Annotated in this window: 19 protein-coding genes; 13 read left to right on the plus strand and 6 right to left on the minus strand. The window is 70.3% G+C overall.

Going from position 1 to position 20,084, the window contains the following annotated elements; all coding sequences use genetic code 11:
* Positions 1–40: 40 nt before the first annotated feature.
* Positions 41–640, minus strand: a complete 600-nt coding sequence (locus tag VM685_RS11715; protein ID WP_325460327.1) for a TetR/AcrR family transcriptional regulator — start codon at positions 638–640, stop codon at positions 41–43.
* Positions 641–792: 152 nt separating this feature from the next.
* On the opposite strand from VM685_RS11715, the gene VM685_RS11720 reads away from it, so the two are divergent.
* The 3 genes from VM685_RS11720 to VM685_RS11730 all read left to right on the plus strand — a co-directional run bounded on the left by VM685_RS11720 (position 793) and on the right by VM685_RS11730 (position 5,659).
* Positions 793–2,184 carry a carotenoid oxygenase family protein gene (locus VM685_RS11720; protein WP_325460328.1) on the plus strand — a complete coding sequence of 464 codons (1,392 nt, stop codon included), beginning with the start codon at positions 793–795 and terminating at the stop codon, positions 2,182–2,184.
* A 147-nt stretch (positions 2,185–2,331) separates the two neighbouring features.
* The gene (locus tag VM685_RS11725; protein WP_325460329.1) at positions 2,332–4,209 is read left to right on the plus strand and encodes an alkyl/aryl-sulfatase; all 1,878 of its coding nucleotides are present in this window, start codon (positions 2,332–2,334) and stop codon (positions 4,207–4,209) included.
* A 67-nt stretch (positions 4,210–4,276) separates the two neighbouring features.
* A complete protein-coding gene (locus VM685_RS11730) occupies positions 4,277–5,659 on the plus strand; it encodes a flavin-containing monooxygenase (RefSeq protein ID WP_325460330.1) in 1,383 nt (460 codons plus the stop codon).
* 6 nt (positions 5,660–5,665) lie between these two features.
* Here the strand turns inward: VM685_RS11730 and VM685_RS11735 are convergent, their stop codons facing one another.
* From VM685_RS11735 to VM685_RS11745, 3 genes are all read right to left on the minus strand, one after another.
* Entirely contained in the window at positions 5,666–5,863 is a 198-nt protein-coding gene (locus VM685_RS11735) for a hypothetical protein (RefSeq protein ID WP_325460331.1), read from the minus strand.
* 68 nt (positions 5,864–5,931) lie between these two features.
* Positions 5,932–8,757 carry a preprotein translocase subunit SecA gene (secA, locus tag VM685_RS11740; protein ID WP_414693363.1) on the minus strand — a complete coding sequence of 942 codons (2,826 nt, stop codon included), beginning with the start codon at positions 8,755–8,757 and terminating at the stop codon, positions 5,932–5,934.
* Between the two features lie 582 nt (positions 8,758–9,339).
* The gene (locus VM685_RS11745; protein WP_325460333.1) at positions 9,340–10,509 is read right to left on the minus strand and encodes an acetyl-CoA C-acyltransferase; all 1,170 of its coding nucleotides are present in this window, start codon (positions 10,507–10,509) and stop codon (positions 9,340–9,342) included.
* Between the two features lie 153 nt (positions 10,510–10,662).
* Between VM685_RS11745 and VM685_RS11750 the strand changes: the two genes are divergently transcribed.
* Genes VM685_RS11750 through cutA form a run of 3 tightly spaced genes read left to right on the plus strand, consistent with a single transcriptional unit; the run spans position 10,663 to position 13,405 of the window.
* Positions 10,663–11,625 carry a peptidylprolyl isomerase gene (locus VM685_RS11750; RefSeq protein WP_325460386.1) on the plus strand — a complete coding sequence of 321 codons (963 nt, stop codon included), beginning with the start codon at positions 10,663–10,665 and terminating at the stop codon, positions 11,623–11,625.
* Positions 11,622–13,061: a bifunctional glutamate N-acetyltransferase/amino-acid acetyltransferase ArgJ gene (argJ, locus tag VM685_RS11755; protein ID WP_414693360.1), complete on the plus strand. Its 1,440-nt coding sequence runs from the start codon at positions 11,622–11,624 to the stop codon at positions 13,059–13,061. Before VM685_RS11750 ends, argJ begins: the two co-directional genes overlap by 4 nt.
* Positions 13,062–13,081: 20 nt before the next feature.
* Entirely contained in the window at positions 13,082–13,405 is a 324-nt protein-coding gene (gene cutA / locus VM685_RS11760; protein ID WP_325460334.1) for a divalent-cation tolerance protein CutA, read from the plus strand.
* Between the two features lie 162 nt (positions 13,406–13,567).
* On the opposite strand, the gene VM685_RS11765 is transcribed toward cutA, so the two are convergent.
* Positions 13,568–15,010, minus strand: a complete 1,443-nt coding sequence (locus VM685_RS11765; protein WP_325460335.1) for a DEAD/DEAH box helicase — start codon at positions 15,008–15,010, stop codon at positions 13,568–13,570.
* 314 nt (positions 15,011–15,324) lie between these two features.
* Between VM685_RS11765 and mutT the strand changes: the two genes are divergently transcribed.
* From mutT to VM685_RS11780, 3 genes are all read left to right on the plus strand, one after another.
* The gene (gene mutT, locus VM685_RS11770; RefSeq protein ID WP_325460336.1) at positions 15,325–15,732 is read left to right on the plus strand and encodes an 8-oxo-dGTP diphosphatase MutT; all 408 of its coding nucleotides are present in this window, start codon (positions 15,325–15,327) and stop codon (positions 15,730–15,732) included.
* On the plus strand, positions 15,732–16,148 hold the full coding sequence (locus VM685_RS11775; protein WP_325460337.1) for a secondary thiamine-phosphate synthase enzyme YjbQ: 417 nt from the start codon (positions 15,732–15,734) through the stop codon (positions 16,146–16,148). The genes mutT and VM685_RS11775 overlap by 1 nt, the downstream gene beginning before the upstream one ends.
* Before the next feature lie 114 nt (positions 16,149–16,262).
* Positions 16,263–16,571: a GIY-YIG nuclease family protein gene (locus VM685_RS11780; protein WP_325460338.1), complete on the plus strand. Its 309-nt coding sequence runs from the start codon at positions 16,263–16,265 to the stop codon at positions 16,569–16,571.
* Between the two features lie 72 nt (positions 16,572–16,643).
* On the opposite strand, the gene VM685_RS11785 is transcribed toward VM685_RS11780, so the two are convergent.
* Positions 16,644–17,564 carry a methyltransferase domain-containing protein gene (locus VM685_RS11785; protein WP_325460339.1) on the minus strand — a complete coding sequence of 307 codons (921 nt, stop codon included), beginning with the start codon at positions 17,562–17,564 and terminating at the stop codon, positions 16,644–16,646.
* Between VM685_RS11785 and VM685_RS11790 the strand changes: the two genes are divergently transcribed.
* The 4 genes from VM685_RS11790 to VM685_RS11805 are packed head-to-tail and all read left to right on the plus strand — an operon-like array spanning position 17,563 to position 19,947.
* Complete coding sequence (locus VM685_RS11790) at positions 17,563–18,342, plus strand: ComF family protein (RefSeq protein ID WP_325460340.1); 780 nt, start codon at positions 17,563–17,565, stop codon at positions 18,340–18,342. The genes VM685_RS11785 and VM685_RS11790 overlap by 2 nt on opposite strands.
* A gap of 32 nt (positions 18,343–18,374) precedes the next feature.
* Positions 18,375–18,635 (plus strand): glutaredoxin 3, encoded by a 261-nt coding sequence (grxC, locus tag VM685_RS11795; RefSeq protein WP_325460341.1) that lies wholly within the window; start codon positions 18,375–18,377, stop codon positions 18,633–18,635.
* A gap of 56 nt (positions 18,636–18,691) precedes the next feature.
* Positions 18,692–19,519 (plus strand): carbon-nitrogen hydrolase family protein, encoded by an 828-nt coding sequence (locus tag VM685_RS11800; RefSeq protein ID WP_325460342.1) that lies wholly within the window; start codon positions 18,692–18,694, stop codon positions 19,517–19,519.
* Positions 19,516–19,947, plus strand: coding sequence for a DUF1178 family protein (locus VM685_RS11805; RefSeq protein ID WP_325460343.1), 432 nt, complete (start codon positions 19,516–19,518; stop codon positions 19,945–19,947). The genes VM685_RS11800 and VM685_RS11805 overlap by 4 nt, the downstream gene beginning before the upstream one ends.
* The last annotated feature ends 137 nt before the right edge of the window (positions 19,948–20,084 follow it).

The raw sequence follows: 20,084 nt of genomic DNA on the forward strand, positions 1-20,084 counted from the left end.
CTTCCACGCCCTGCCCCGAGGGCGGTCAAGCCTCGGCGGGTCAGGCTTCCGGCCGCAGGCCCTTGCGCAGGGTGGTGGCCAGGGTGTGCTGCAACCGCTTGGCGGTTCCGGGCGGCAGCTTGCCGGCCAGTTCCAGCACCACCGGCCCGTGCACCGCCGACCAGAACATCAGGCCGATCTCCTCGGGATCGCCGGCCATCACCCCCTCGGCGATCAGGTCCTCGACCCAGCCGGTCATGGTCTCGCGCGCCCGCCGCGCCGCCCGCACCAGCTCCGGATACTCGCCCTCGTGCGGCTGGTTGAGGTCGAACATCAGCTTGTAGGTGTGCGGGTGCTCGAAGGCGAAGTTGACGTAGGCCTCGCCCACCGCTGCGCCCTTGGCCCGCGCCCCCTTGGCTCGCTCGCGCGCCTGCTCCAGGGTCTCAGCGAACCGATCGAACCCGTTCGTCCGCACCGCGGCCAGGATGTCGTCCTTGTCCTGGAAGTAGCGGTAGGGGGTCATGGGCGAGACACCCAGTTCCGCCGCCAGCTGGCGCATGGTCACCGCGTCGGGCCCGCGCTCGGCGAAGAGCCGCTCGGCCGCCCCGCAAAGCCGCTCCCGGAAATCGGCGACGTCGGCTTCGGACAGGATGCGGGGCATGGCGCCTCCGGACGCGGACAAAATACAGCTTGCCAAGGGCTAACCCTTACGAAATAAATTTACAACGTAAGTTTCAAGAGGCGTGTTCCGCGGAAGTGGCCGCCGGTTTTTCGGTCAGGGCACGCCGCGCCAGAAGCGCAGGAGGAAGCGCCGTGGATGGTGACGTTCGCATCAACCCGTACCTGACGGGCAACTTCGCGCCGGTGCGCAGCGAGGACGACTTCGAGCTGGCCGTGAAAGGGGAGATTCCGCGCGAACTTCGCGGCGCCCTGTTCCGCATCGGACCCAATCCGCAGTTCGAGCCCCGCGATCCCAACCACCACTGGTTCGCCGGCGACGGCATGGTGCACGGCTTCTACGTGGCGGACGGCAAGGTCCGCTACCGCAACCGCTACGCCCGCACCCCGAAGTGGGAGCTGGAGCACGAGCACGGCCGCTCCCTGTTCGGAACCTTCGGCAACCCCATGACCACCGACCCCCTCGCCATGGGCAACGAGGGCGGGGTCGCCAACACCAACATCGTCTGGCACGCGGGCCGGCTCATGGCGCTCGAGGAGGGCCACCAGCCCTTCGAAATGGACCGCGACACCCTGGAGAGCCGGGGCTACGTCCGCGACTACCGCGGCCGGGTGACCGCCCACCCGAAGATCGATCCGAAGTCCGGCGAGATGGCCTGGTTCGCCTACGGCGTGGGCGACATGCCGCTCTCGGCCGGCATGAGCTACGGCGTCACCGACGCCAGCGGCAAGGTGGTCCGCCGGGACGACTTCCAGGCGCCCTTCGCCTGCATGGTCCACGACTTCATGGTCACCGAGAACCACGTCCTGTTCCCGATCCTGCCGCTGACCGCGAGCCTCGAGCGGGCGATGGGCGGCCGCCCGCCCTTCGCCTGGGAGCCGGAGAAGGGCAGCCACGTGGGCGTCATGCGCCGCGACGGCGACGTCTCCTCGATCCGCTGGTTCAACACCGAGGCCTGCTACGTCTTCCACCCGCTGAACGCCTGGGAGGAGGGCGACGTCCTCTACGCCGACGTCATGCGCTACGACGTCGCCCCGCTGTTCCCGATGGCCGACGGTTCGCCCGGCCAGAAGTCCGCCGCCCGCCTGGTGCGCTGGACCTTCGACCTGGCCGGCGGCTCCGACGCCATCCGCGAGCAGCCGCTGGACGACCTCGACGGGGAGTTCCCGCGCGTGGACCCCCGGGTCGAGACCCTGCGCCACCGCCACGGCTGGTACGCCGCCGATCCGACGGGCGCCCAGACCGTCAAGCTGGGCGCCATCGCCCACCTCGACCTCGCCACGGGGGCCCGGCAGGTCTACGAGCTTCCGGCCGGCGACCTCACCTCGGAGCCCGTGTTCACGCCCCGCTCCGCGGACGCGGCCGAGGGCGACGGCTGGGTGACCGCCGTGGTCTGGCGCGCGGCCGAGAACCGCTCCGACCTTCTGGTGTTCGAGGCCCAGGAGATCGCCAGGGGTCCCATAGCCACGGCCGAGATGCCCCGCCGCGTGCCCTTCGGCTTCCACGGCAACTGGGTGAGCTTCTAGGCCCAAAATCCCGCTCATCCCGGCGGACGCCGGGACCCAAGCTGAGTACCCGGATCAGGCGCAGGGGTTTGGGCGATCTCCGCGTCTGCCCTACAGAGTCGGCTTGGATCCCGGCGTTCGCCGGGACGAGCGGAGGGGGGCGAGCGGATGCGGAAGATCGCGGCCTGGGGAACTGTGCTGGCGCTGGGCTTGTCGGCGGTCTCCGCCCACGCGGCGCCGGACTTCCGGGACCGCCAGGACTTCGCCTTCGCCGAGCAGGGCTTCGTCGGCACGCGGGCCGATCCGAAGATCCTGCGCGCCGACGGCGGCCTGGCCTGGGACCTCTCGGCCTATGACTTCCTGAAAGGCCCCGCGCCGGCCAGCGTGAACCCCAGCCTCTGGCGCCAGGCCCAGCTCCTGTCGAAGCACGGCCTGTTCGAGGTCGCGGAGGGCGTCTGGCAGGTGCGCGGCTTCGACCTCGCCAACGCCACCTTCGTGGCGGGACGCACCGGCTGGATCGTCATCGATCCCCTGACCTCGGCCGAGACCGCGAAGGCCGCCCTCGATCTCGCCAACGAGAAGCTGGGCGCACGCCCGGTGGCGGCGCTGATCTACACCCACAGCCACGTCGACCACTTCGGCGGCTCGCGCGGCATGGTCGCCCAGGCCGACGTGGACGCCGGCCGCGTGCAGGTGATCGCCCCGGCCGGGTTCCTGGAGCACGCGGTCAGCGAGAACGTCATCGCCGGGGCGGCCATGGGCCGGCGCGCCGTCTACCAGTTCGGCTCCCTGCTGCCGAAGGGCCCGGACGGGCAGGTCAGCGCCGGCATCGGCCAGGGCGTGGCCGCCGGGACCCAGACCCTCGTGCCGCCCACGGTGGAGATCGTCCGCACCGGCCAGGAGCTCGTCGTCGACGGCGTGCGCATCCAGTTTCAGCTCACCCCCGGAACCGAGGCCCCGGCGGAGATGAACCTCTACTTCCCGGACCTGAAGCTGCTGGACCTGGCGGAGAACGCCAACGCCACCCTGCACAATGTGCTCACCCCGCGCGGCGCCCTGGTCCGCGACGCCAAGGCCTGGGCCGACTACCTGAGCGAGTCCCTCCGGCTCTACGGACCGGACGCCGAGGTGCTGATCACCAGCCACGCCTGGCCCCGGTTCGGCGGGGTCGAGATTCGCGACTTCCTGCGCCGGCACCGGGACGCCTACAAGTTCCTCCACGACCAGACGGTGCGGCTGATGAACGAGGGGCTCACCGGCCCGGAGATCGCCAACCGCCTGGCGCTGCCCGACGTGCTGGCCGATGAATGGTACAACCGCGGCTACTACGGCACGGTCAGCTTCAATTCGCGCGCCGTCTACCAGCGCTACATGGGCTGGTACGACGCCAATCCGGTGAACCTCGCGCCGCTGGAGCCGAAGGACGAGGCGACCCGCACGGTCGCCCTGATGGGCGGCGCGGCCAAGGTCCTCGCCGAGGCTCGCCGCGCCTTCGCCGCGGGCGACGACCGCTGGGCCGGGACGCTCGCCAACCGCGTGGTGATGGCCGATCCGAAGAACCAGGCGGCGCGGGACTTCCTGGCGGCCGTCTACGAGAAGCAGGCCGCCGCCGCGGAGAGCTCGCTCTGGCGCAACATGTACCTGACCGGCGCCCAGGAGCTGCGCCGGGGGATCACCCCCAGCCGCGGCGCGGCGGCCGGCGCCGACCTGATCCGCTCCACGCCCACGCCGATGCTGCTCGACCTGATGGCCGTGCGCCTGGATCCGGCGAAGGTCGGCGACCAGGAGATCCTCATCGACCTGACCTTCCCCGAGCGGAAGGAGCGGTTCCGGGTCAGCGTCCGCAATCAGGTGCTGACCTACGAGGCCGATCCGGACGGCACGGACGCGAAGCTGGCGGTCACCCTGCCGCGCGCCGCCTTCCTGGCCCTGTCCCAGGGGACGGCGCCGCCGCCCGCGGCGGTCCAGGGGGACGTGGACGCGCTCCGGCGGCTGTTCGGCTGGCTCACCCCGCCCAGGCCCGATTTCCCGATCCTGTGGCGCTGAGATTGCGCTGACGCCGCGTCACGGGCGCAGCCTCCCCGGAAAAACGGATTCCTGGGGAGGACCAACCATGGCGGACGCCCTGCCGAAGGCCTGCATCATCGGCGCGGGCTGCTCCGGCTTCACCACGGCCAAGCGGCTGCAGGACCTCGGCGTGCCGTTCGACTGCTTCGAGATGTCCGACGACGTCGGCGGCAACTGGTACTACCGCAACCCCAACGGCCTCTCCGCCTGCTACGAGAGCCTGCACATCGACACCTCGAAGTGGCGCCTCGCCTTCGAGGACTATCCGGTCCCGGCCGACTGGCCCGACTTCCCGCACCACGCCCAGCTGCTGCAGTACTTCCGCGACTACGTGGACCACTTCGGCCTGCGCCCGAAGATCACCTTCAACACCCGCGTGGACCGCGCCGAGCGCACCCCCGGCGGGCACTGGGCGGTGACCCTGTCGACGGGCGAGACCCGGCTCTACGACGTGCTCTTCGTCTGCAACGGCCACCACTGGGACGCCCGCATCCCCGACTACCCCGGCCACTTCGACGGGCCGCATTTCCACGCGCACGCCTACCGCGATCCCTTCGATCCCGTGGACATGCGCGGCAAGAACGTCGTGGTCGTCGGCATGGGCAATTCGGCCATGGACATCGCCTCGGAGCTCTCCCAGCGGCCGATCGCCAGGACGCTCTGGGTGGCCGCCCGGCGCGGGGTCTGGGTGCTGCCCAAGTACATGGACGGCAAGGTCGCCGACAAAGCCGTCATGCCGCCGTGGATGCCGCGCAAGCTCGGCCTCGCGCTTGCCAGGAAGAAGATCAAGCAGGCCATCGGCCGGATGGAGGACTACGGCCTGCCGAAGCCGGACCACGAGCCGCTGGAGGCGCATCCCTCGGTCTCCGGCGAGTTCCTCACCCGCGCCGGCTGCGGCGACGTGAAGTTCAAGCCCAACATCGCCGAGCTGATGGGCGACCGGGTCCGCTTCGAGGACGGCAGCGTCGAGGCGGTGGACGCCATCGTCTACGCCACCGGCTACAACATCAGCTTCCCGTTCCTGCCCGATCCAGCCCTCAATCCGGACGCGGAGAACCGCTTCCCGCTGTTCAAGCGGATGATGAAGCCGGGCGTGCCGAACCTGTTTTTCATGGGCCTGGCCCAGCCGCTGCCGACCCTGGTGAACTTCGCCGAGCAGCAGGCCAAGCTTGCCGGCGCCTACCTCGTCGGCCGCTACCGCCCGCCGCCGCCGGAGAAGATGGAGCGGGTGATCCGCGAGGACGAGGCCCTGCACCTGGGGCCCTACTACAAGGCTGCCCGCCACACGATCCAGGTGGACTTCAACATCTACGTCCGCGACCTCCTGAAGGAGATCGAGCGCGGCGGGAAGCGGGCGAAGGCGGCGGGCTATGCGCTGCCGGTGCCCCCCCGCGCGGCCAAGCCCGCCGCGGCGATGGCGGCGGAGTAGGGGGCGTCAGCCCTCCTCGTCGTCCTCGCAGGTGATCTCGTCCACCAGCCGGGTGGCCTGCCAGAGCTCCACGGCGGGGATCTGCTCTTCGCAGAGCTCCTCGGCGGCCTTGGCCTTGGCCTGCTCGTCGCTGGCCGCTTCGACCCAGGTGGCGCTCAGGATGCGACGGCGCTCGTCGACCTGGTAGGCGCGATAGGTAGGCATACCGGAAATCCCCCCGCTGAAGCTGGCTAAACGACCTGAACTTCAGCGGGTTGCATGCGGGGAACCCGTCAGACGAGCGCGCCGTGGCAGTGCTTGAACTTCTTGCCCGAGCCGCAGGGGCAGGGCGAATTGCGGCCGGTGTCTTCCCAGCCGGCCGGCAGGGCGCTGACCGGCAGGCCCGCGCGCTGGTCGGCGGGGAGGCCGTCGGGCAGGGCGCCCATGTCGGCCGCGTTTTCGCCGGTGAGCGGGTCCAGGTGGACCTCGAACATCTGGCCGGTCGGCGGCGGCGGGGGCTCCTCGAACTGGAACTCCACCGTCATCAGCCAGCGGGTCACGTTCTGGCGCAGGTCCACCAGCAGCTTCTCGAACAGCGAGAAGGCCTCGGTCTTGTACTCGTTCAGCGGGTCGCGCTGGCCGTAGCCGCGCAGGCCGATGACGTTGCGCAGGTGGTCCAGGTGCATCAGGTGCTCGCGCCACTGCAGGTCGACCATCTGCAGCAGGAAGCTCTTCTCGACCGTGCGCATATGGTCGCCCACCTGGGCTTCGCGCTCGGCCACCCGGGCCTCGGCGGCCTGGACGATGCGCTGCTCGATCTCCTCGTTGGCGATGCCTTCCTCGGCCGCCCAGTCGCGGATCGGCAGGTCGAGGCCGAGGTAGTTGCGGACGTGCTCTTCCAGCCCGTCCACGTCCCACTGCTCGGCGAAGGCCTTCGGCGGCAGGTGGCGCTCCACGAAGTCGGAGATGGTGTCGCGGCGGAACTCGCCGATGATCTCCGAAAGGTCGGCGGCCTCCATGAACTCCTGGCGCTGCTCGAACACGGCCTTGCGCTGGTCGTTCACGACGTCGTCGTACTTCAGCAGGTTCTTGCGGATCTCGTAGTTGCGCTGCTCGACGCGCTTCTGGGCCGTGGCGATGGCGCTGTTCAGCCACTTGTGGGTGATCGCCTCGCCTTCCTGGACGCCGAAGGTGCGCATGATCCCGTCGAGACGCTCGCCGGCGAAGATGCGCAGCAGGTCGTCCTCGCAGGACAGGAAGAACTTCGAGCGGCCCGGGTCGCCCTGGCGGCCCGTCCGGCCGCGCAGCTGGTTGTCGATCCGCCGGCTCTCGTGCCGCTCGGTGCCCAGCACATAGAGCCCGCCGGCGGCCAGGGCCTCTTCCTTGAGGTCCTTGATCTCGGCCTCGATCTCCGCCTTGCGGGCCTTGGCCTCGTCCGGCGTCACCTCGATCCCGAGGCCGCGCTGCTCGTCCCGCCACTTGGCGAGCTTCATGTCGACGTTGCCGCCCAGCTGGATGTCGGTGCCGCGGCCGGCCATGTTGGTGGCGATGGTCACCGCGCCGGGCACGCCGGCGTCGGCGACGATGCCGGCCTCCTGCTCGTGGTAGCGGGCGTTCAGCACGTTGTGCGGGATGCCCTTGCCCTTGGCGACGCTGGTTTCGAAGGCGCTCTCGCCGAGCGCCAGCAGCTCCTGCTTGGCCTTCTGGGCGGCCTCGAGGTCCACCTGGCGGGCCCGGGCGGCCAGCGCCCAGTGCTCGCGCTTCAGCTTCTTCACCGGGACTTCCCAGGCGTAGCTCTTCAGCAGCTCGGACAGCTGCTCCGACTTCTCGATGGAGACCGTGCCCACCAGGATCGGCTGGCCGTGCGCGTAGCAGTAGGCGATCTGCTTGAGGATCGCCTCGTTCTTCTCGGCGAAGGTCCGGTAGACCTCGTCGTCGTCGTCGATCCGCGCCACCGGCCGGTTGGTGGGGATCTCCATGACGTCCATCTTGTAGATGTCGCCGAACTCCTGGGCCTCGGTCGCCGCGGTGCCGGTCATGCCCGAGAGCTTCGAATAGAGCCGGAAGTAGTTCTGGATGGTCACCGAGGCCAGCGTCTGGTTCTCGGGCTGGATGACGGCGGCTTCCTTGGCCTCGATCGCCTGGTGCAGGCCTTCCGACAGCCGGCGGCCGTGCATCATGCGGCCGGTGAACTCGTCGATCAGGATCACCTCGCCGGCGCGGACGATGTAGTCCTTGTCGCGGGTGTAGAGGACGTTGGCGCGCAGCGCCTGGTTCACGTGGTGCACCACCGAGACGTTGGCGGCGTCATAGAGGCCGGTGGTGTCCTCGGCCAGGTGTCCGGCGGCCTGCAGGATCTCCTCGATCTTCTCGGCGCCCTCCTCGGTGAGGATGACCTGGCGCTGCTTCTCGTCGAAGTCGTAGGTCGCGGTGTCCTGGATGAGCTCTTTGATCAGCGCGTCGATGATCTTGTAGAACTCGGAGCGGTCCTCGGTCGGGCCGGAGATGATCAGCGGGGTGCGGGCCTCGTCGATCAGGATCGAGTCCACCTCGTCGACGATCGCGAAGTTGTGGCCGCGCTGGACCATCTCGCTCACGTCGTAGACCAGGTTGTCGCGCAGGTAGTCGAAGCCGAACTCGTTGTTCGTGCCGTAGGTGATGTCGCTGTTGTAGGCCGCCTGCCGCTGGCCCTGGCTGAGGCCGTGGACGATGGTCCCCACCGAAAGGCCGAGGAAGCGGTAGATCTGGCCCATCCACTCGGCGTCGCGCTGGGCCAGGTAGTCGTTGACCGTGATGACGTGGACGCCCTTGCCGGCCAGGGCGTTCAGGTAGACCGGAGCGGTGGCGACCAGCGTCTTGCCTTCGCCGGTCCGCATCTCGGCGATGCCGCCGGTGTGCAGCACCATGCCGCCCACGAGCTGCACGTCGTAGTGCCGCTGGCCCAGCGTCCGGCGCGCCGCCTCGCGCACCACGGCGAAGGCCTCTTCCATGAGGTCGTCCAGCGTCGCACCCTTGGCGAGCCTTTGCTTGAAGTCCTCGGTCTTGGCGCGGAGCGCATCGTCGCTCAGCGCCTGCATCTGGGGCTCCAGCGCGTTGATCTTGGTGACCCGCGCGGCCATGGCCTTGACCTTGCGGTCGTTGGAAGAGCCGAAGAACCGTTGGAAGATGCTCAAGGGATGCGTCCGGTTTGGTGGGGCGTCGGCGGCGGCCGTGGCCCATCGCCTGCCGGGAAAATCGCTCTTTTCAGGGCGCGCGAGACTTAAGCACCGGGTCCCCCAGTGTCAACGGAACCCCCCGCCGGACATAGCGTCGCTGTGCCTGTCGCTCTTCCTCTCCCGCGCAGCAGGAGAGGGGGGCCGCGCCCCGCAGAGGGCGTGGTCGAGAGGGCAAGTCCAGGGCTCTGAATCAAGAAGGGCGGCCGCAAGCTCGGCGCCTGCGGCTCGCCCTCTCCACCGTCCGCTCTCCGGCGGATGGTCCCCCTCTCCCACGGGCGTGGGAGAGGAAGTGATCAATACGCCTCGAACAGGCCCGCGGCGCCCGTCGAAATCGCGTAAGCGATTTCGACCAAGTCCAAGCGATGGACGCCGCGGCCGGTCTGGTCGAGGTCAGTAGACCTCGAACAGACCTGCGGCGCCCGTCGAATCGCGCGAGCGATTTCGACCAAGTCCAAGTGCTGGGCGCCGCGGCCGGTCTGGTCGAGGTCAGTAGACCTCGAACAGACCTGCGGCGCCCATGCCGCCGCCGATGCACATGGAGACCACGACGTTCTTCGCCCCGCGGCGCTTGCCTTCCTGCAGGACGTGGCCGGCAAGGCGCGCGCCGGTCATGCCGAACGGGTGGCCGATGGCGATGGAGCCGCCGTTGACGTTGTACTTCTCCGGGTCGATGCCCAGCTTGTCGCGGCTGTAGAGGCACTGCGAGGCGAACGCCTCGTTCAGTTCCCACAGGTCGATGTCGTCGACCTTCAGGCCGTGGCGCTCCAGCAGGCGCGGGATCGCGAACACCGGGCCGATGCCCATCTCGTCCGGCTCGCAGCCGGCCACGGCCCAGCCCTTGAACACGCCCAGGGGCGTCAGGCCCCGGCGCTCGGCCTCCTTGCGCTCCATCACCACGACGGCGGCGGCGCCGTCGGACAGCTGCGAGGCGTTGCCGGCGGTGATGTACTTGCCGGGGCCGCGCACGGGCTCCAGCTTCTGCAGGCCTTCGAGGGTGGTGTCGGGACGGTTGCACTCGTCGCGGGTCACCACGTAGTCGACGACGGATTCTTCCTTCGTCTCCTTGTTGACCGTCTTCATCTTGGTCTTCATCGGGACGATCTCGTCGGCGAACTTGTTCGCCTGCTGGGCCGCCGCCATGCGCCGCTGGCTCTCCAGCGAATACTCGTCCTGCGCCTCGCGGCTGACCTTGTAGCGCTCGGCCACGATGTCGGCGGTGTCGATCATCGGCATGTAGATGGCCGGGTACATCTCGGTCAGGCGCGGGTCGAAGTTCTCCTTCGACTGGCCGAGGTTCGGCATGGAGATCGACTCCACCCCGCCGGCCACGACCACGTCGGCGCCGTCCTCGCGGACGTAGTTGGCGGCCATGGCGATGGTCTGCAGGCCCGAGGAGCAGAAGCGGTTGACGGTGACGCCGGAGGTGGTGATCGGCAGCCCGGCCAGCAGCGAGGCCTGGCGGCCCAGGTTGCCGCCGCCGTGGGCCACGTTGCCCAGGAAGACGTCCTCGACCGAGTCCTTCTCGATGCCCGCCTTCTCGACCGCATGCTTCACGGCGTGCGCCGCGATGGAGACGGTCGGGGTCATGTTGAAGCCGCCGCGGCCGGACTTCGCAAGTCCGGTACGGGCGTAGGAGACGATCACCGCTTCGCGCATTTTCAATATTCCTCCGGAAATAATGCCTAGCGGCGGAAGGCCTAAGCGGCCCCCGCCCAGTCGGGGGCAACCTTTGCACTCCGCAGTGGAAATGGCTAGGGACGGGCGGCGCCCGACGCGCGTGTTCCCGCTCCCATGTCCGGGGTGATCCGTATGGCGGCCGCCAGGTCCTTCCGTCCCTTCCTCCTAGCCGGCCTGATGGCCGCGCTGGCGCTGTCGTTCAGCGCCTGCGGCAAGGACGGCGGCGGCGAGCAGGCGCCCGAGCGCGGCGACCAGGCCGTCGCCCGGGTGGACGGCAAGACCGTGTGGGCCTCCGACGTCAAGCGCGAGGCCGTGGCCCAGGGCCTGATCGGCGAGGGCGAGCCGCTGGACGCCTCCTCCGAGCTGTTCCGCCGGGTGCTCGACGAGGTGGTGGACCAGAAGCTGCTCGCCTCCGAGGCCCTGAAGCGAAAACTGGACAAGGACCCGGTGGCCCAGCGCCGCCTGGCCGCCGCCCGCGAGCGCATCCTCGGCGACATGCTGGTGGAGAGCGTGGTCTCCGACGCGGTCAACGAGAACGCGATCCGCGGCCTCTACCAGGAGCAGCTCAAGCTCGCCAAACGCTCCGAGGAGATCCGCGCCCGCCAGATCGTCGTGGGCACGCCCGCCGAGGCCGAGCAGGTCAGGAAGCTGCTGGCCGCCGGCGCCTCCTTCGAGGCCCTGGCCATGGAGCGCTCCACGGACGCGGCCACGCGCTTCAACGGCGGCGACCTCGGCTACTTCACCACCGACGTCATGCCCGAGGCCTATGACGCGGCGCTCAAGGACGCCAAGGCCGGCCAGGTCGTCGGCCCCTTCGCCACCGAAGGCGGCTTCGCCATCGTCAAGGTCGAGGATCGAAGGCTGGAGCAGCCGATCACCCTGGAAGCCGCCCGGCCGCAGATCGTCCGCTTCCTCACCTACGACCAGATCCGCGACCTGCTGGAGAAGCTCCGCGGCCGGGCCAAGGTCGAGGTGCTGGTCAAGGGCGACGGCGCCCGGCCCGTCCCGCCCGCCGACGCGCCGAAGGCCGCGCCGCAACCGAAGACCCAGACTCCCACCACCCAGACTCCGCAAGCCAAGGGGGCCCAGCCGTGAGCAAGACGCCCGCGAAGAAGACCTCCGGTTCGAAGAAGGCCGCCGCCAAGCCGGTGGAGGTCGTGGGGCAGACCCTGGAGCGCGCCTTCGACCCGCTGCGCAGCGCCCTGAAGAGCGCCGCGCTCAAGCGCGCCGACCGCCAGGCCAGCCAGTTCGCCGCCCCGCCGCCGCCGCCGCCGCCCGCGGCCCCGGGCAAGGCGGCCATGCCGGTGTCGCCGCTCGCCGTGCCGTTCCCGAAGATGCCGCCGATCGCCGGCGTGCAGATGGCCACCGGCCGGGCCGGCTTCTACAAGCACGACCGCGAGGACCTGCTGGTCATGCACTTCCCGGAAGGCGCGAGCTGCGCGGGCGTCTTCACCCGCCACGGCGTCGGCTCCGCCCCCGTGGACTGGTGCAAGCGCCAGCTCGAGGCCACCAAAGGCGAGGCCGTCCGCGCCCTGGTGGTCAACGCCGGCTGCGCCAATTCCTTCACCGGCCGGCCGGGCGCCGACGCCGTGCGCCGGGTCTGCTCGGCGGTGGGCAAGCGCTTCGACTGCCGCCAGCGCGACGTGATGGTGGCCTCCACCGGCGTCATCGGCGTGCTGCTGGACGACGCCAAGATCACCCACCGCCTGCCCGAGGTGGAGGGCCGCCTGACCGAGGACGGCTGGGCCGGCGCGGCGCGCGCCATCATGACCACCGACACCTTCCCCAAGGGGGCCTACGCCGAGGCGAAGATCGACGGGGTGACGGTGCGGATCGGCGGCATCTGCAAGGGCTCGGGCATGATCGCGCCCGACATGGCCACCATGCTGGCCTTCGTGGTCACCGATGCGGCCATCACGCCCACGGCGCTGCAGAACCTGGTCAACCTCTACACCCGCAACACCTTCAACGCCGTGACGGTCGACGGCGACCGCTCCACCAACGACACCCTGCTGCTGTTCGCCACGGGGGCCTCGGGCGCGCCGAAGATCAGCCGCGCCGGCGACCGGCGCCTGGCCGACTTCCGCGACAAGCTGGAGCACGTCCTCATGGACCTCGCCCACCAGCTGGTGCGCGACGGGGAAGGGGCCAACAAGTTCATCAAGGTGACGGTGACCGGCGCCGAGACCGCGGCCTCGGCCCGCAAGATCGCCCGCACCATCTGCGAGAGCCCGCTGGTGAAGACCGCCTTCGCCGGCGAGGACGCCAACTGGGGCCGGATCGTCATGGCCGTGGGCCGCGCCGACGAGCCCATCGACCGCGACTCCGTCAGCGTGAAGTTCGGTCCCTACTGGGCGGCCCAGGACGGCCTGATCTCGCCCTCCTACGACGAGGACAAGATGAGCGCCTACATGAAGCGCCAGGAGCTGGAGGTGACCGTCGACGTCGGCATGGGCCGGGCCTCCTCGACCATGTGGACCTGCGACCTCACCAAGCGCTACGTCGAGATCAACGGCGACTACCGGTCGTAAGAACAACCGGGGTGAGCGGAATGAGTGTGGCCAGCGCGATCCTGATCCAGACGACCACGGCCTCGGAGACCGAGGCGGACGCCATCGCCGAGGCCCTGCTCTCGGAGCGCCTGGCCGCCTGCGTGCAGGTCATGCCGATCCGCAGCCGCTATCTCTGGGAGGGGGAGGTGCGCCGCGACGTCGAGGAGCTGCTCCTCGTCAAGACCCGCGCCGATCTCTGGGACAAGGTCGCGGCCCGCATCCGCGAGCTGCACAGCTACGACACGCCGGAGATCGTCGCCTTGCCCGTGGTCGCCGCCGATCCCGCCTACCTCGCCTGGATCGGCGAGGTGACTGGGTCCTGACCCCTCTCCCCCTGTGGGAGAAGGTGCCCGCGAAGCGGGTCGGAGGAGGGGTTTCCCGGACCGTCCGGACAGGAAAAAGGGGCCGCACCGTTGTCCGGTGCGACCCCTCATCCATCAGCCTTCGGCCGCCACCTTCTCCCACAGGGGGAGAAGGATTAGCCCCTACCGGTTCGACCAGACGCCCGAGCGCTCGCCGCCGCCGCCGCCCGAGCGGCCGGCGCCGCCCTGGCCGCCGCGGCCGCGGCGCGGGCCCTTGAAGCCCCCGCCGCCGGCCGGCTTCGCCTGGGCCGGACGCTCTCCGCCCGAACGCGCCGGAGCGCCCTCGTGGCGGTGGCCCGGCTTGGCCGCCGAGTGGTTGCGGTTCGGCTTGGCCTTGTGGCCGCCGCGGTGCGGCTGGGCCTGACCGCGGGTGTCCGGGCGATCCGGCTTGCCGGCGACTTCCGGCAGGGCGGCCGTGGCGGCCCCCAGCTGGCGATCGTTGCGGCGGTCGAAGGACGGAATCCGCTGGCGGGTCACCTTCTCGATGTCCTTCAGCAGGTTCCGCTCGTCGTCGGCGCAGAACGCCACGGCCGAGCCGTCGGCGCCGGCCCGCGCCGTCCGGCCGATCCGGTGGACGTAGGACTCCGGCACGTTCGGCAGCTCGTACTGGACGACGTGGCTGACCGCGTCGATGTCGATGCCGCGCGCCGCGATGTCGGTGGCCACCAGGGCGCGGACCTTGCCGGCCTTGAACTCGGCCAGCGCCCGTTCACGCTGCCCCTGGCTCTTGTCGCCGTGGATGGCCGAGGCCTCCACGCCGACCTGCTCCAGGCCGCGGGCCACGCGGTCGGCGCCGCGTTTGGTGCGGGTGAAGACGATCACGCGCTTGAAGCCGGCATCGTCGAACAGCTCGGCCAGCAGGGCGCGCTTGCGCGACTGCTCGACGAACAGCACGCGCTGGTTCACCCGGTCGACCGTCGTCGCCGCCGGCGTCACCGACACCTTCAGCGGGTTCGGGTTGAGGATCTCGCCGGTCAGCTTCTCGATCTCGCTCGGCATCGTGGCCGAGAAGAACAGGTTCTGGCGCTGGCGGGGCAGGAACTTCACGATCCGCCGGATCGGCAGGATGAAGCCCATGTCGAGCATCTGGTCGGCCTCGTCGAGGACGAAGGTCTCGACGCCTTCCAGGGAGATGGTCTTCTCCTGGATGTGGTCGATCAGGCGGCCGGGCGTGGCGACGAGCACGTCGACGCCGGGCGCCAGGGCCTTCATCTGGGCGCCGTACTTCACGCCGCCGAACACGACGGCGACGGTGACGCCGAGGTGCTTGCCGTAGGCCTTGAAGCTCTCGCCGATCTGGGTGGCGAGCTCGCGGGTGGGGGAGAGCACCAGCACCCGGGCGCTCTTGCGCGGCGCGGGCTTCCGGTTCTCCGCCAGGCGGTGGAGGATGGGCAGCGCGAAGGCGGCGGTCTTGCCGGTGCCCGTCTGGGCGATGCCCAGCAGGTCGCGGCCTTCCATCACGCCGGGGATCGCCTGCGCCTGGATCGGCGTGGGCGTGGTGTAGCCTTCGTCGGCCAGCGCCTTGAGAAGGGGCTTGGCCAGGCCAAGGTCAGTGAATTGGGTCAAGGTATAGCTTTCGCGTATGCGCCGAACGCGGCCGCTCGGATTGTCCGAGGGTCGCGGGAGCGCGGGGTCGTTGGGGAAGCGCCCCGCGTGATGGGCGATCTATGAGAAGTTCTCTCTGCGCTCGACAGGCTGGGTCCGTAGTGGACCCCACGCGGCTGGAGCACCGATAGCGCCCTTCTTGTAGGCGCAGGGTGCAGATGGGCGCTGCGAACGGCGAAGTCAACCCGCGTTCGAGGATTGTTCCGCAAGCGTGGCCGATATGGCGCATCGCGGAGCCTCTCGCTTCGCGGGGGAGAGGAGGCTATGCCCCGCCCATGAGCGACAAGCCCATGGTCTTGGTGGCCGCCGCCGCCCTCATCGACTCCGACGGCCGGGTGCTGATCTGCCAGCGCCCGGAAGGCAAGCAGCTTGCCGGCCTGTGGGAGTTCCCGGGCGGAAAGGTGGAGCCGGGCGAGACGCCCGAAGCCTGCCTGATCCGCGAGCTGGACGAGGAGCTGGGCATCCGCGTCAGCCACGCCTGCCTCGCCCCCTTCGTCTTCGCCAGCCACGCCTACGAGAGCTTCCACCTCCTGATGCCGCTCTATCTGGTCCGCCGCTGGGAAGGCCAGGTCACCGCCCGCGAGCACAAGGCGATCGCCTGGGTGAAGCCGATGAAGCTCGCCGACTATCCCATGCCGCCGGCCGACGGCCCGCTGGTGGCCTGGCTGCGGGACCTCATCTGATGCGCCAGGCGGCCCACACCCTCGTCGTCCAGACCCGCGGCCAGGGCCTGCACGAGTTCACCCGCGAGGCCGCCGGCTGGGCGGCCGGGCAGGGGATGACCACGGGCCTTCTGACCCTCTTCTGCCGCCACACCTCGGCGAGCCTGCTGATCCAGGAGAACGCCGACCCCGACGTCGCCTGCGATCTCGAGGACTATTTCGCGCAGCTCGCGCCCGAGAGTTCGGCCTACCGCCACCAGGACGAGGGCCCCGACGACATGCCCGCCCACCTGCGCACGGCGCTCACCGGCGTGCAGCTCTCCGTCCCCCTGGTCAGCGGCCGCCTGGCGCTCGGGAGCTGGCAGGGCCTCTACCTGTTCGAGCACCGCGCCCGCCCCCACCGCCGCGAGGTCGTGCTGCACCTGCTGGGGGCGTGAATCCCTTCTTCCCTGCTGGACACCCGCCGCTCGAGTTTGGCGCAGAGGTGTTCTTGTTTTATTCTCCGCTCATCCCGGCGAAAGCCGGGACCCAAGCTGAGCTGGCCACCTCGCATGAGCTTCTTCGTCTACATCATGGCGAGCGCCCCCTACGGCACGCTCTACACCGGCCACACGGACGACCTCGCGCGCCGGGTGTACGAGCATCAGGAGAAGCTGAGGCGTGGCTTCACGGCGAGGTACGGCGTCGACAAGCTCGTCTGGTTCGAAACCTTCGAGTTGCGCGAGAACGCCTTTCGTCGCGAGCGCCAGATCAAGGAGTGGCGGCGCAGATGGAAGATCGAGCTGATCGAGGCCGAGAATCCCACTTGGCGTGACCTAGGCCTTGAGCTGAACAACCTGCTCGCCTTCGCAGGGCGATAGTCAGCTTAGGTCCCGGCTTTCGCCGGGATGAGCGGCGTGTGTGTCAGGTGAGGTCGACGAGTGGCCGAACCCTCACCGCGTCCCCGGGACCCGGTGCTCCACCGTCCCCAGCGCGTCGGCCAGGCGCATCTTCGCCGAGCCGGGCTGGAGCGGTTTCTGCTGGCTCTCGTGCGGGGCCCAGCCGGTGAGGGTGATGATCTCGAAGGTGGCGGGCACGCGGCCGTCCTGCCCCGCGAACCGCTCGGCGTAGATCTCGAAGGCCCGGCGCATCAGCGCGCGCGTCAGCTTCTTCGGGTGCCGCTCGGCGAGCACGCTGGTCTCGCCCATCTGGCGCAGGTCGTAGAGCAGCTTCAGGGGATGGTCGTAGGTGACGCTCACCCGGTCCACGTCGGCCACCGGCAGGGCGAAGCCCGCCCGCTGCAGCAGGCCCGCGGCGTCGGTTGTGTCGGCGAAGGGCGAGACGCGGCTGCCGGCGCCGCCCAGGATCTCCGCCTCGGCCGCCACCAGCGACTGGCGCAGCTCCGTGAGCGTCGCCCCGCCCAGGAAGGCGCCGATGAACAGGCCGTCCGGCCTCAGCGCCATCCGCGCCTGGATCAGCGCGCCGACCACGTCGTTGGTCCAGTGCAGCCCCAGGGTGGAGACCACCAGGTCCAGGGCCCCGGGCGCGAACGGCAGGCGCTCCTCGTCCAGCGCCACCCGCGGCCCCGTCCGGCCGCCCAGCATGGCCGGCGACAGGTCGGCCTCGATCAGCGTTCCGATCCGCGAGGCCGCCCCGCTGTGCGCCAGCGCCTCGCGGAAGGCGCCGGTCCGCGCCGAGAGGTCGACGGCCACCGGGAAGTCCCGCATGATCGCCTCCAGGCGCTCGGCCACGTCCTGCGCGGCCCGGCGCTTCAGGAAATCGGCCTGCGCATAGCCGCGGGCCGCGCGGTCCAGCCGCTTGCGGTGCAGGGCGCGGTCGAACAGGCGAGGCGGGGACGTGGGGCCGGGGGACATGGGCGCGGAACATGGCGTCTTCGCCGATCGATTGAAACCGGGGCCGCGCGCAAAAGCGCTCTGGCGCGGCGCGCTCGACCTGCTGTTCCCGCCGCAGGCCCTGGACGGCGGCCCGGCGCCCCTGGCCGGCGGGCTCTCGGCCGACACCTGGAGCCGCATCCACTTCCTCGACGGCCCGGTCTGCGACGGCTGCGGCGCGCCCTTCGAGTACGACATCGGCGACCGCTGTGCGGCCTGCCTGGCCAGGCCCCGGGCATTCGACGCGGCCCGCGCCGCCTGCCTCTACGACGAGGTCTCGCGCGATCCGATCCTGAAGCTGAAGCACGCCGACCGGCTGGACCTCGCCCCGCTGCTCGCCCGCTGGCTCAGCCGCGCGGCCCGCGATCTCGTGGAGGAGGCCGACGCGATCGCGCCCGTGCCGCTGCACCCCTTCCGCCTGCTGCATCGCCGCTATAACCAGGCCGCCGAGATCGCCCGGCCGCTCTCGGTCCTCACCGGCGTGGCCTACCTGCCCGATGCCCTGGTCCGCCGCCGCGCCACCGACACCCAGGCCGGCAAGTCGGGCTCCGGCCGCAAGCGCAACGTCGCCGGCGCCTTCCACGTGCCCGCCGCCCGCGCCGCCCAGGTCGCCGGGCGGCGCATCCTGCTCGTCGATGACGTGATGACCACCGGCGCCACGGCGGAAGGCTGCGCCCGGGCGCTCAAGGCCGCCGGCGCCGCCCGCGTCGACCTGGCCGTCGTCGCCCGGGTTAAGGAGCGCGGCGGACTCACTATATGAAACTTCCCCGGACGGCTTTTGTTTAGAGCGCCATGGCCCACGTCACCATCTACACCAAGCCCTACTGCCCCTACTGCATCCGCGCGGTCTCGCTGCTGGAGAAGAAGGGCGTCGAGTTCGACGAGATCGAGGCCGCCTTCGATCCCGAGAAGCGCGCCGAGATGATGCAGCGCTCCGGCCGCGCCACCTTTCCGCAGATCTTCATCGGCGGACAGCACATCGGCGGCTGCGACGACATGATGGCCCTCGAGCGCGAGGGCAAGCTCGACCCCCTCCTCCAGCAGGCGGCGTAGAAGAAATCCCTTCTCCCGCAAGGGGAGAAGGCCGATCCTGTGCTATCCAGGCCCCGATGAAGGCCGCGCTTCTCCAGACCCGCACCCCCGCGACCCACGCCGCGGCGCTCGCCCACGTCCTGCCGCTGGTCCGCGAGGCCGCCGGGCGGGGCGCACGGCTCATCCTCACGCCGGAGGGGACGAACGTCCTGCAGAAGGACCGCGCCGTCCTCCTGCCGCAGCTCCGCACGCTGGACGAGGATCCCGTGGTGCGCGGCCTGCGCGACGCCGCCCGCGACCTCTCGGTCTGGCTGCTGGTCGGCTCGGCCCTGGTCCGGCGCGAGGACGGCAAGGCCGCCAACCGCTCCGTGCTGATCGCCCCCGACGGCGCGGTGGCCGCCACCTACGACAAGCTGCACATGTTCGACGTGGACCTGCCCACCGGCGAGCGCTCCCGCGAGTCCGAAGCCTACGAGCCCGGCGCGCGTGCGGTGGCCGTTCAGGCGGGCGAGGTCCGGCTGGGCATGACCGTCTGTTACGACCTGCGCTTCCCCGCCCTCTACCGCGCGCTCGCCCTGGCCGGCGCCGAGGTGATGACCATTCCCTCGGCCTTCACCCGGCCGACCGGCGAGGCCCACTGGGAGGTGCTGCTGCGCGCCCGGGCGATCGAGACCGGCAGCTTCGTGCTCGCCCCCGCCCAGGGCGGCCGCCACGAGGACGGGCGGGTCACCTACGGGCACACGATCGCGGTCGGCCCGTGGGGCGAGGTGCTCGGCCATCTTGACCATGACGAGCCCGGCGTGCTTCTCGCCGACCTCGACCTGGCGGCGCCGGCGAAGGCGCGGGCCGCCATCCCCGCGCTGAAGAACGCCCGCGAGTTCGAGCTTCCTATATCTCTCCCATGATCAAGTACGCGCTCACCTGCGAGCACGACCACGGCTTCGAAGGCTGGTTCGGCTCGTCCGCCGACTACGACGACCAGCAGGCCCGCGGCCTCCTGGAATGCCCGCTCTGCGCCTCCAAGGCGGTCCGCAAGCAGATCATGGCCCCGGCGCTGGCCGGGACGCGGCGCACCGTCCAGGACGAGACGGCCGCGCCCGTGCGCGAGATGATGATGGAGGCCATGGGCCGCATCCGCCGCCACGTGGAGGAGAACTTCGACGACGTCGGCGACACCTTCGCCCGCGAGGCCCGCGCCATCCACGAGGGCAAGTCCGAGCAGCGCGGCATCTATGGCCAGGCCACGCCGAAGGAGGTCCGCGAGCTCGTCGAGGACGGCGTCCCCGTCGCCCCCTTGCCCCCCGAGCCGCCGAAGAAGACCGAGCTGAACTGATTTCCGCTCATCCCGGCGGAAGCCGGGATCCAAGCTGAAGCTCCAGGAATCGCTGGGCCGCGCAGCGCCTCGACTCCGCTTGGGCCCCGGCTTTCGCCGGGGTGAGCGGCTGTTGGTTGCTGGGTGTTGGCGGAATG

It is taken from the genome of Phenylobacterium sp., from assembly GCF_035539035.1.
Classification (GTDB): domain Bacteria; phylum Pseudomonadota; class Alphaproteobacteria; order Caulobacterales; family Caulobacteraceae; genus Phenylobacterium.

Coding starts and splice junctions, on each gene's coding strand:
- VM685_RS11715 (WP_325460327.1), bottom strand. CDS start 640: ATGCCCCGCATCCTGTCCGAAGCCGACGTCGCCGATTTCCGGGAGCGG.
- VM685_RS11725 (WP_325460329.1), top strand. CDS start 2,332: ATGCGGAAGATCGCGGCCTGGGGAACTGTGCTGGCGCTGGGCTTGTCG.
- VM685_RS11730 (WP_325460330.1), top strand. CDS start 4,277: ATGGCGGACGCCCTGCCGAAGGCCTGCATCATCGGCGCGGGCTGCTCC.
- VM685_RS11735 (WP_325460331.1), bottom strand. CDS start 5,863: ATGCCTACCTATCGCGCCTACCAGGTCGACGAGCGCCGTCGCATCCTG.
- secA (WP_414693363.1), bottom strand. CDS start 8,757: ATGGCCGCGCGGGTCACCAAGATCAACGCGCTGGAGCCCCAGATGCAG.
- VM685_RS11745 (WP_325460333.1), bottom strand. CDS start 10,509: ATGCGCGAAGCGGTGATCGTCTCCTACGCCCGTACCGGACTTGCGAAG.
- VM685_RS11750 (WP_325460386.1), top strand. CDS start 10,663: ATGGCGGCCGCCAGGTCCTTCCGTCCCTTCCTCCTAGCCGGCCTGATG.
- cutA (WP_325460334.1), top strand. CDS start 13,082: ATGAGTGTGGCCAGCGCGATCCTGATCCAGACGACCACGGCCTCGGAG.
- mutT (WP_325460336.1), top strand. CDS start 15,325: ATGAGCGACAAGCCCATGGTCTTGGTGGCCGCCGCCGCCCTCATCGAC.
- VM685_RS11775 (WP_325460337.1), top strand. CDS start 15,732: ATGCGCCAGGCGGCCCACACCCTCGTCGTCCAGACCCGCGGCCAGGGC.
- VM685_RS11780 (WP_325460338.1), top strand. CDS start 16,263: ATGAGCTTCTTCGTCTACATCATGGCGAGCGCCCCCTACGGCACGCTC.
- VM685_RS11790 (WP_325460340.1), top strand. CDS start 17,563: ATGGGCGCGGAACATGGCGTCTTCGCCGATCGATTGAAACCGGGGCCG.
- VM685_RS11785 (WP_325460339.1), bottom strand. CDS start 17,564: ATGTCCCCCGGCCCCACGTCCCCGCCTCGCCTGTTCGACCGCGCCCTG.
- grxC (WP_325460341.1), top strand. CDS start 18,375: ATGGCCCACGTCACCATCTACACCAAGCCCTACTGCCCCTACTGCATC.
- VM685_RS11800 (WP_325460342.1), top strand. CDS start 18,692: ATGAAGGCCGCGCTTCTCCAGACCCGCACCCCCGCGACCCACGCCGCG.
- VM685_RS11805 (WP_325460343.1), top strand. CDS start 19,516: ATGATCAAGTACGCGCTCACCTGCGAGCACGACCACGGCTTCGAAGGC.